At 60.2% G+C, this 10298-nt stretch carries 11 protein-coding genes; 7 read left to right on the forward strand and 4 right to left on the reverse strand.

The features are described 5' to 3' along the window. The 4 genes from LH128_RS02550 to LH128_RS33045 all read left to right on the forward strand — a co-directional run. Nucleotides 1–299: IS1380 family transposase (locus LH128_RS02550; RefSeq protein WP_008827843.1), on the forward strand; the 299-nt coding region annotated here is incomplete at its 5' end. Nucleotides 300–679: 380 nt separating this feature from the next. After that, nucleotides 680–2698: a putative bifunctional diguanylate cyclase/phosphodiesterase gene (locus tag LH128_RS02555; protein WP_172704899.1), complete on the forward strand. Its 2019-nt coding sequence runs from the start codon at nucleotides 680–682 to the stop codon at nucleotides 2696–2698. A 120-nt stretch (nucleotides 2699–2818) separates the two neighbouring features. Beyond that, nucleotides 2819–3208, forward strand: a complete 390-nt coding sequence (locus LH128_RS02560) for a hypothetical protein (RefSeq protein WP_037517315.1) — start codon at nucleotides 2819–2821, stop codon at nucleotides 3206–3208. A 375-nt stretch (nucleotides 3209–3583) separates the two neighbouring features. Then, complete coding sequence (locus LH128_RS33045; protein ID WP_172704900.1) at nucleotides 3584–3985, forward strand: hypothetical protein; 402 nt, start codon at nucleotides 3584–3586, stop codon at nucleotides 3983–3985. Nucleotides 3986–4024: 39 nt separating this feature from the next. On the opposite strand, the gene LH128_RS31210 is transcribed toward LH128_RS33045, so the two are convergent. Both LH128_RS31210 and LH128_RS31215 read right to left on the reverse strand, forming a co-directional pair. Continuing rightward, nucleotides 4025–4357, reverse strand: a complete 333-nt coding sequence (locus LH128_RS31210) for a phage DNA recombinase (RefSeq protein ID WP_008828013.1) — start codon at nucleotides 4355–4357, stop codon at nucleotides 4025–4027. Beyond that, the gene (locus LH128_RS31215; protein WP_172704901.1) at nucleotides 4332–4580 is read right to left on the reverse strand and encodes a hypothetical protein; all 249 of its coding nucleotides are present in this window, start codon (nucleotides 4578–4580) and stop codon (nucleotides 4332–4334) included. The genes LH128_RS31210 and LH128_RS31215 overlap by 26 nt, the downstream gene beginning before the upstream one ends. 167 nt (nucleotides 4581–4747) lie before the next feature. Between LH128_RS31215 and LH128_RS02570 the strand changes: the two genes are divergently transcribed. Both LH128_RS02570 and LH128_RS02575 read left to right on the forward strand, forming a co-directional pair. Next, nucleotides 4748–4993, forward strand: a complete 246-nt coding sequence (locus tag LH128_RS02570; protein ID WP_008828015.1) for an AbrB/MazE/SpoVT family DNA-binding domain-containing protein — start codon at nucleotides 4748–4750, stop codon at nucleotides 4991–4993. Further along, nucleotides 4990–5379, forward strand: coding sequence for a type II toxin-antitoxin system VapC family toxin (locus LH128_RS02575; RefSeq protein ID WP_008828016.1), 390 nt, complete (start codon nucleotides 4990–4992; stop codon nucleotides 5377–5379). Before LH128_RS02570 ends, LH128_RS02575 begins: the two co-directional genes overlap by 4 nt. Nucleotides 5380–5563: 184 nt before the next feature. Here LH128_RS02575 and LH128_RS02580 read toward each other — a convergent pair whose 3' ends face one another. Next, nucleotides 5564–6601, reverse strand: coding sequence for a rod shape-determining protein (locus LH128_RS02580; RefSeq protein WP_008828017.1), 1038 nt, complete (start codon nucleotides 6599–6601; stop codon nucleotides 5564–5566). Between the two features lie 316 nt (nucleotides 6602–6917). On the opposite strand from LH128_RS02580, the gene rnk reads away from it, so the two are divergent. Next, a complete protein-coding gene (gene rnk, locus LH128_RS02585) occupies nucleotides 6918–7334 on the forward strand; it encodes a nucleoside diphosphate kinase regulator (protein ID WP_008828018.1) in 417 nt (138 codons plus the stop codon). 23 nt (nucleotides 7335–7357) lie between these two features. Here the strand turns inward: rnk and LH128_RS02590 are convergent, their stop codons facing one another. Beyond that, on the reverse strand, nucleotides 7358–9370 hold the full coding sequence (locus tag LH128_RS02590) for a hybrid sensor histidine kinase/response regulator (protein ID WP_008828019.1): 2013 nt from the start codon (nucleotides 9368–9370) through the stop codon (nucleotides 7358–7360). Nucleotides 9371–10298 lie beyond the last annotated feature (928 nt).

Here is a 10298-nt window from a genome sequence, read left to right on the forward strand (position 1 = left end):
AGCGGCACAAGGCCCAGCTGGCCAGTGATCGCACCTCGTGCCGCTCGGCCAATGCCAATCAGATGCGCCTGATCCTGCACACTGCCGCCTACTGGCTGCTATGGCGCATCCAGCAGGTGATGCCCAGGACCACTGCTCTGGCAAGCGCCGAGTTTACAACCTTGCGCCTGCGGCTGCTCAAGGTCGCTGCGCGCGTCGTAGAAAGTGCTAGCCGCATCCGCATTGCCTTCGCTTCGGCCTGTCCGGATGCCGACCTGTTCCGCGCCCTCGTTCTTCGGCTCAAGCCTGCGCCGACGTAGCCCATGCGGCAGCGCCGCAGAACTCCGAGCCCAGCCCTTCAACCCGAAAAGCCCATCAATCCGATCGCGGTGAAACAAACGCCAGCGATGCCGGTCGTCCGCGCAACACCGCCAGCGGCAGCAAATGCCCAGAGCGGGCCTGAAACCGAGCGTCGTGAATAAGAGAGGATAGCGACGTGGGTTCTCTTTATGGTTTGGTCATGCCCTCTGTCCTGTGTACGGCCATCGTCGGCCGTGCGATGGTTTGGATATCGCGGCGATCGAGGCAACTGACTGCTCGCCAGATCCGCCGACATCTTTATGGAACGATAGCGGCCTCAGCGGTACTCAGCGCGGCATTCGGGGGCTGGGGTCTGCTTTTGCTCCATGACGTTGCGCCCGTGCGCGGCACCGCGATCGCGTTGTATATTTTCGTCGGCTCGATCAGCTGCTGCTATTGCCTGCAGGCTTTGCCCGTCGCGGGATGGCTCGTACTCCTCTTCGGTGCGATGCCCGTCACGCTGCAGTTTCTGATTTCCGGCGATTCGTACCGGGTTGCGATCGGGTTGACCTTCACGCTTGCTGCGTTTGTCATTTTGCGGTCGCTCGCGGCCAGCCACGCAGCATTCCGGCAGGTCGTGCTTACGCAATCGGCCCTTCAGAGTAGCGAGGAACGCTATCGCCTTGCCTCGTTGGCAGCGAACGACATCATCTGGGACGTTTCGCTGGATGAAGGGCGGATAAATCTTTCCAGCGCCGGGATAGCGATATTGGGCTATCCGGATGCGCCGGAGGGAACATCCGCCGCCTGGTGGGTGGAGCGACTTCATCCTGATGATCGGGCCAGAGTGCTTCTGCAGATCGAAGATCTCGACGACGTTGGCAAGACCTTCTGGACCGAGCAATTCCGCTTCCTGTCCGGGAGCGGCGCGTATCTGCATCTTATCCTGAAAGCGTATGTGGTGCGGGACAACGAAGGGCGACCAATCCGCGTCGTCGGCTCCTTACAGGATGTTACGGTTCAAAAGCATTATGAGGAGGGGCTGCGCTGGGCGGCGCTGCACGATTCCCTGACGCGGCTACCGAACCGCGAAATGTTTGCCGGCAGCCTTGAGAACGCCCTGGAAGAGGCGGCAGAGCAGCAAAGTGCAGTCGGTTTGATCGTGTTCGACCTGGACCTCTTCAAGGCGGTAAACGACAGCTTGGGGCATCACGGCGGCGACGCTCTGTTGAGCGAAGTCGCTGCCAGACTGACGCGGGCGGTACCCGAGCCGGGCACGGTGGCGAGGCTCGGCGGGGATGAATTCGGGATCATTCTACCGCACTGGTCTGCCGGAGAAGAGACGGAAAAAGCCGTTGCTGAACTGCTCGCTCCCATAGGACACCCGATGTCCTATGAAGGGCGGCAGATCGATGTCAGTCTCAGCGCCGGCGTCGCGGTAGCGTTCCAGGACGGCACCAATTCCGAGGAATTGCTGCGCAGCGCCGATCTCGCCCTCTATGACGCCAAACGAGAGGGCGCCGGACGCATATGCGTTTTTCGGGGTGAACTGCGCACGGCAGCGGAGCGCGAGAAGAAAATGCTGGCGGATGCGCGATCGGCTTTGCACGATGATCGCATCGTGCCCTTTTATCAGCCCAAGGTATGCCTGCGAACCGGCGCCTGTGTCGGCTTTGAGGCGCTGCTACGATGGAACGATGAACGCGGCTTGCAGTCGCCGGGCGCGATTGCCGCGGCGCTCGGGGATGCGGATCTTTCCGTTCAGATCACGGAACGCATGCTCGATAGGGTCATCGCGGACATGCGCAGTTGGGTAACCTCCGGAACGTCGTTTGGCCGCATTGCCATCAACGGATCGGCCGGAGACTTCAGGCGAGGGGATTTTGCGCAGCGTATTCTGGACCGGTTGCGGCGAGCAGAGCTGCGGCCCTGGCTGCTGGAACTGGAAGTGACGGAAAGTGTGTTCCTTGGGCAGCTCGCTGAGAAGGTTAGCGAGGCCCTGAATATCCTGTCGCAGGAGGGAGTCACGGTCGCCTTGGACGACTTCGGCACCGGGTATGCGTCGCTGACCCATCTGAAGCAATTTCCCGTAGACGTAATCAAGATCGACCGCTCATTCGTCTCCAGGCTGGGCATGGCGGAGACGCAGGATGCTGCGATCGTTGGAGCTGTGCTCGACCTGGCGCGAAACCTTGGCATTCACACGGTAGCGGAAGGAATCGAGACGCCCCAGCAACTCAAGCATCTTGTCGTGAAGCAATGCGATTTCGGGCAGGGATATTTTTTCGGGCGACCGATGGCGGCGGCTCAGGTGAAACAGGTAATCGCCGACTGGGATGCACAAGCCGTCCTTGCCGCCTGCGCTCCGGACAATGGCGCGGGCGAGCCGCAGCATCCCCGCAGCAGCAGGGTTGTTTGAACCATTCATAATTCAGATGGTCCGCAAGCAGGCAGAAGCAGTTCCCGAGCCATTCATCCCCTTTGAATAAATGGCCTGAACACCTCGTTAACCTATTTCATGCACCCATGACCGTGCAACATGAGGGAAATCGAAATGGTCTTCAGACTTCTGAACAGGGCCGCTAGCAACGCCGCAGTCAACCTCCTCGCCAAGCGGGCGTCATCACCCGAAGCGTTCGGCGACGGAATTGGTACAGCGTTTGGCCGTGAAACCGTTGAAGCCTATTTTCGCAAATTCGGCATGACCGTCAAAAAGTTCGAATATCACGCGGATAAAGACCTCTTCATCGGGTACGTGAACACGCCCTATAGAAAAGAGACTTTCGCTTCAATGATCGTCATGGGCGAGAAGGAAGGCAGCGTGGCCGCCAGCTACCCGCCCGAAGTGCATTGGGGCGAGGACTTCTTCGGTCTCACGGCTCGCAAGGAGTTCTTGGACCGCATAGTCGGTGCTGTCGGCTCGCGATAAGTCCAAGGCTCTTCTGCTGTTCCCGCAAGGTCATGAACAAGCCACTACGACCAGCACGCTGGATGTCACGCGACGCTGCTGCGGGATCGCCGCCCGTTCAACTCCACATCTGGCAACGATTTGTGACCGCCAGTTCGGATTTTCGACTTGGTCTCTCGGTGGGCGCGACTGTCGCGCAGCTTTGGGGAAGACGAACGTCGAATATCGGAGCGGTTGGCATTTGGCGTTCCCCAATATCTTTTGGGAGATACAAAAGGGCCGAATTTGCGGAGGTCCAGGATCGAGCCAAGTGCATTCTGGAGCCATTAAGTGCCTTGCGTAGTTCAGCGGCGTCTGCTTCACGGGCACGCCGATAACTTTTCAATTGGAGATCATATGGGATTTCTGAAAACATTATTTGGTGGATCTTCAAGCAACAGCACGCCAAAATCAAATACCAATAAATCAATTGGCCACGCTGTGTTTGACAAATACCGTCCCTTCATTACGGACAAAGAATCCGCAAAAAAAGCTGCATTGAGTGTTTTGTGGCACGGGAAAACTCAGTTTGTCGACGGACCTGATGGGACAGTCATAAGGGCATCTGATTCCGCCATTCCATTGCCTCCCCGTTTGCAGGCTTTTTCTGATAGATTTTATGACGAGGAAGGTATGACTGCAAGCAACGAAGTTGTTGATCTCACGTATCAATTAACAAGAACCATTGACGACCAATATATTCAAATCGAGACGATATACTCAATTGCGGAAGCAATCGTAGAGAGATATAATCTCTAAGCATTTTCCGCAGACGAACATCACGAAAAACACGCAATTTCAGGAAAATTTCCAGGCGGCGCTGGTCTTGACCCCGTCTTCACGGCGGACGTAGCCCGCCAGGACCTCGGTGGTCTTATACCGACTCTGCGCCTTCATGCTGAACAGATCCTCGCTCTCGTTGGCCGCCTCAGGCAGGAAGCCGGCGCCCAGCGAGTGCCCGGAAAAACACGACGGATCATAGCCGGCCGCGGCGGCCGCCGCTTTGATATCAAGCTCCGCGCCATGCGCCGACATGGCGTTGGCGCTGAGCCGTCCTTGCGGGGTCCAATTGAGGAAGACCGGTCCGCCGACGATCGCGGCCGCGTCAAGCCACCTCTCGAGATGGCTCACCGTAGTGAGCCTCGCCGCGCGGAATAAAGATGGTCGCGCCCTTTCCGGTCTGGTCGGTTTTGGAGCGACCGAGAGCGATGCTGATGCCGTCGGGAAGAAACTCGATGTGCTCCCGCTGGATCGCCACCAGTTCCGAGTGGCGCAGCGCGCAGGTCATTCCGATCGCGAGGAGGGCGCGGTCGCGCAACGCTCGCAGGTCCTCGCCCTCGATCGCGAGGATCATCGCTGACAGCATGGGCTCGGGCGGGCCATTCCATAGAGCCGTGAAATTTCCCTGCTCGCCCCTTCATGCCACTCTTCGCAATTCGTGACACAAGTAGATGCACATGGCATTTCCTTGACCAATGCGCTATGAGCTTAGTCCGTGATCGTCATCCAAGCGAGGATAGCATGACGCTACAAGTCAACATCACGCCTAATGGGCGCATGAGCCTGCCGGCAGGCGTACGCAAGCGGCTTGGCCTCACCAGCGGCGGCGCGGTATTCCTGGAAGAAACCGAGGACGGTGTGGTCCTGCGCACCGCAGCCCAGGCGGTGGCACGTGCGCAGGCTCTAGCCAAGCAATACACCGGCGGCCATCCCGAGGCCGGTGTCGGCGGCTTCCTGGCGCGGCGCCGCGAGGACAGCGGCGAATGAACGAATTCGTTCTCGATGCCTCTGCCCTGATCGCCATGCTGAAAGAAGAGAAAGGCGCGGCCAAGGTTTCCAAGGCGATCGCGGCGGCGCGCATGTCGGCGGTCAACTACGCCGAGGTGGTCAGCCATTTTGCCTATCTCGGAATGCCCACCACCGCGATCGACGCGATGCTCGATCCGCTGCCTATCAAGATTGTCCCCGCCGACCACGCCACCTCGCGGATCGCCGGCCGGCTGCGTGCGGTAACCGCCAGCGCCGGCCTGTCGCTCGGTGATCGCTACTGTCTGGCCCTTGCCCAGCGCGACGGCCTGCCCGCCTGGACTGGCGACACCCACTGGAATCTGGTAGCAAGGGACGCCGGCGTGAAGGTCGTGCAAATCCGCTGATCTCGCTGATCGCCAAGCCCGGGGGATTGGCGATCATCTTTGTAGCACGGTTTCGCCGCGCTGGGCCGCTCAGCGGAACATAACCCGGCTTTCCCACGCGCAATGATGGATGCGCGGGCTGAAACGGGGTCCGCGTTCCTGACGAACTGGCACCATGTCTGCGTGTACAGCGGGAAAAGGGCGATTAGCGCGCGCTGGTCATCACGTCGATATCGCCTCTGCCCAGGTTCAATATATGCTGCAGGCCTTTGGCAACGCAAAGCGCAGGTTCATCAGCTACGGTCACGCGAAGTCCGGTCTTTTTGCCGATCTGCTCTGCGAGTGCGGGTAGAATGGCGCTTCCGCCGCTCAGCATCACCCCATTGATGTGGATGTCCCGGCTAAGTTCGGGCGGCGTGTGATGGAGAAGATCGAGGACCATATTGACGATTTGCAGGACATGCCGTTCGACGACATGATCCAGCTCATGGCACGGGACCTGGAAAGACGCGGGCCCTCCAGTTATGTAATTCCTGCCTCTCGCTTCGATATAGCCGTTACTCGACGGCGCATTCCGCGTTGCCTCGCCGTACGCCCGAGTGATTTGCTCCGCCCTTCCGGGACCAACGAGAAACTTGTGCTCAAAATGCAGGTAGTCCGCGATCGCCTGATCAAGGGAATGGCCGCCTATTCGCACCGATCGCGTGGCGCACATTCCGCCAAGGGAGATGACCGCTGCTTCGGTGGTACCGGCTCCGCACTCGACAATCATCGTTCCGCGCGCTTCGCCTACGCGCAGACCAGCGCCAATCGCAGCGGCAAACGGTTCCGGCACCAATCTAATCGCGCCCAGGCCGGCATCGGTCGCCGCGCTTCTCAAAGCAGCCCGCTCAGCTCGGGTCGCGTCCGCAGGCACCCCGATCACCGTTCTGGCCTTGTACATCTGCTTGCGCGAGAACGCTTTGGGAACCGCATACCGAAGCAACTGGGTTGCCGTTTCGATGTCTTGCAGCACTCCGCGCCGCAACGGATGCCTGATCTGGAGCCCGCCCGGCGTACGGCCGGACATGGCTCGTGCGGCCATTCCAGCGGCGACAAGCTCCACATGGGTCGCCCTATCAGCAAAGCAGCATAGCGACGGTTCGTCGAATACTACACCTTCGTTCCGCCGGATCAGACGCAGGTTTGCGGTTCCAAAATCTATGGCCAAGTCGTGGCGGCGCCAGTTTTTCACAGTGATCATGGGCGGAGCCTAGCCCGTTCGGCGAAATTTGTCGTGGTTCATGCCAAATCCCGATCGATCTTGTTGGGCCCGCCCCCGTCATTCCTGGAGCCAAACGCGCGCCCTAGAATTCGAGTTGACTTAAGGTTTCCGCGCGATCACGATGGCTTGATGCTTAGCGCGTGTCATGATCTGCCGGTTCGCCCTCGTGGGGGGCAACTTCTGACGGGAATCTAACCCCGGGTTCCGGTGCAGCTTTGCCCGTGATCCGGGGCATGGCCGTAAGACAAATGCCCGAAATCCCATCGGGCTTCTCCCATCAGAGAAGATCAGCATCATGACCCGCCATCTCGCGCCCAAGCGCCCTCCCATACATATGATCGATACCGAAGCCGACACGCTCGGCGCCCTCGCGCTGAGTGCAGAAGTGCGACTGCCCCAAGTAAGCCATCTCCTGTTGCAAGAGATTAGCCGGGCGACCCTTCATACAGCAGGGCGGATGCCGGGAGACGTGGTCACCATGCACTCCCGAGTGGAGTTCGTCGACGAAACGACCGGAAAGCGCCGGGCCGTCCAGCTCGTGTACCCGCAAAATGCCGACATTGCTTCAGATCGAATCTCGATCATGACACCCGTGGGTGCCGGCCTGATCGGACTACGTGAGGGGCAGTCGATCCGCTGGCCCGACCGAGACGGCCATGAACGGGCGCTCACAGTCGTGGGCGTAACCCAGCCACAAGACGCCGACGTTTGAAGCGCGGCCGTCCTCGCTGCGGCTCATTTTGCGTTCGCAGTCACATTGCGCAGGATCCGGGAAAGTGCGTCGACTGAATAGGGCTTGTGCAGCAAAGGAAACCCTTGCGCACCCTCCCGGGCAAGGACATCACTGTATCCGCTGGTCAGAATGACGGGCAGGTCAGGATTTTCCGTCCGCAGATGCTGCCCTAATTCGATGCCCGTCATCCCCGGCATGACCACGTCCGAGAACACCAGATCGAACCGCCCTGGCGCTGCTCGGACCAGGTCAAGAGCGGCCTGCCCGTGGGACGCCCAGGTGGTCTCATAGCCAAGCTCTGCCAGGAGCTGAGCCGCGAATTCCCCAACGATCTGGTTATCCTCGACCACCAAAACGCAGCCCGTGGCGGATTCGTGCTCAACAGAGTCGCTGGGAGGTGACATCTCGGCCTCGGACTGCTCCGCCTTCACCCGCGGTAAGAACAGTGTGAAGGTCGTTCCGCGCCCCACTTCGCTCTCAACGGTTACATCCCCTCCGGACTGTTTCGCGAAGCCGAAAAGCTGAGAAAGACCAAGGCCGGTGCCTTCCCCTACTCCCTTGGTCGTAAAGAACGGTTCGAATACCCGCGCAATATCTTCGGGGGCGATCCCGCTTCCGGTATCGGCCACCGCGACGGCGACGTATTCGGCAGATTTGGCCGGATGCCCCCGGCGCTGCGGGATCCCGGGAGGCGCGTCGATGGTGATCGTCAGGTCGCCCTCACCGCACATGGCATCGCGCGCATTGACCACCATGTTGAGAATGGCCGTGTCGAACTGGTTGGCATCCGCCTCGACGATGCAATCGGCCGCTTGTGTGTCGATCCGCAGATTGATGCGCGATCCCACCGTTGTTTCCAAAAGCGTGGTCACATTATCAAGCCGCGATGCTGCATCAAACCGTTCGGCCTGAAGGGGCTGCCGACGTGCGAAGGCAAGGAGCTGCCGGGTAAGTGCTGCCGCCCGGTCGGCGGTGTCGGCGATGGCATCGACAAACCGGCGATGCTTTTCTTCCGACAGATCGGGACGGCGAAGGAGATCCGCAGAGGAGCGGATGATCATCAAGAGGTTATTGAAATCGTGGGCGACGCCGCCGGTCAGCTGTCCAAGCGCTTCCATTTTCTGGGCCTGCCGCAAAGCTGCCTCGGTCTGCCGCCGTTCAGCGATTTCCGCCTGCAACTCGTCGATGACGGTCGCCAGGTCAGCATCGCTCTGGGTCGCCCGGCGTTCGAGCGAAAGGTTCAGGCGTTCCAGAGCACTGCGTGCCCGAGCTTCATTTTCCACGTCCATGCAGGTGCCGAGCCAGCGGACCGCCCGAGCGTGATCATCGTGCTCTGGTACGCCTCGGCACGCAAAGCAGCGATATTCTCCGTCATCTCGGCGGAAACGCAGGCGCCCCTCAAAGATGACCCCGCCCGTGACCGCATCATCCCAAAGCTCGATCGCTCTCCCGCGGTCATCCGGATGGACGACGTCGATCCAGCCAAGCCCTGTCAGATCGGCAGCAGGACGCCCGCTATACGTCTGGAACAGCGCGTTGGTTTCGACGAAATTGCCGTCAGAATCGGCGATGAAGACGAAACCGGGGAGCGCCGCCGTCATCGCACTGAAGCGCCGATCGGCGGCACGTTCTGCCGTACGGTCGCGCATCATCTTGACGAAGCCGTGGACCTCGGGTTGGCCATCCTCGTGCAGCGGCATCAGGAGACCCGAGCCCCAGAAACGGGAGCCATCTTCACGCATGTGCCACCGTTCATCGACGGCGCGCCCCTCGGCGAGAGCACGCTTCATCTCGTCTGCCAAGGCACCGGCTGCGCAATCCTCAGGGGTAAAGATGTGACGTATGGCCATGCCGAGGGCCAGTTCGCCTGACCACCCGAGCAGCTTCTCCGCGCCGGAATTCCAGCTGGTTACGGTCCCGGTCAGGTCGGTGGTGATAATCGCAAAATCGCCGGCACTGTCGATGACCGCCCGCGCCAGAGCCCCATCGATCGACCGTGGCTTATCATGGCTCATGGACGCTCGCCCCCTCTGCTTTGTAAATCCGCAAAGGGCATATTCTTTTCCTCAGCCCCCCGCTTGCATCGTTATGCGCGCGCGTCGATGACGGCCAGATCCGCCTATGTCCCGCAAAGCCGGCCGAGCATTTGCGTCGGCGAGACATTGTGGCATCGTGCGCCCTGACGTGTTGCCTCTTTTAAGCATGGGCCGGACCGTGTCAAAGACTGATATCCGATCGGACAAGGCTAGCGCGTCCCGTCCAGCGAAACCGATCGATAGATCGCGCGTTGCCCATCAGAGCTCGCGAAGGACGATATTATGATTGGACTGTTAAGGCTAGCGGCCATCGGCGCGATTGGGTTTGCTTTTTACAGGTACGCAAGTCCGAAATTCAGGAAAACGAGCCTTGGCTGCCCGGAGGTTCGGGATGCGGGGCCGGAAACCATGACCTCTCCCCCGCAATCGTGGAGCCGCACGGACGAGACTATCGACGAAAGCTTTCCTGCGAGCGATCCGCCTTCCACCTACTGAGGGGTTGGGCGAGACCACTGTGTCGTTCGCGTGTCCAACTCGCGGGGCGTTCCTGGTGAACAGGGGTGGCCCTAACGCGCCGCCCTCACAGGATTTGACGTGTCAGTTTCAGACCGGTGACATGTCCGAACATAGCGGCCGGCGCGGTGGGCCTTAAGGAAAGGCTGCGCAGCACCTAGCCGGTCGACAGGCCGTTATTTTGCTATGGAAACCTTTCGATTGCTCAGTAAGCGCCGACGGAACCCGGCCTTGTGTGGATTGGGGTGGGCGTGAATTTCGCGGGGCAGATGGAGGCCTTGCGAGTGGATATCGAGCAGTCAAATGAGCCTCGTATGAGCGCACGCCGAGATGGCGGAGCGGTCGTTCGAGTGGAACGGCGCCGGCACTGGAGCGACGAAGAGAAGCTGGCGAT

The sequence above is a fragment of the Sphingomonas sp. LH128 genome (assembly GCF_000293195.2).
GTDB lineage: Bacteria > Pseudomonadota > Alphaproteobacteria > Sphingomonadales > Sphingomonadaceae > Novosphingobium > Novosphingobium resinovorum_A.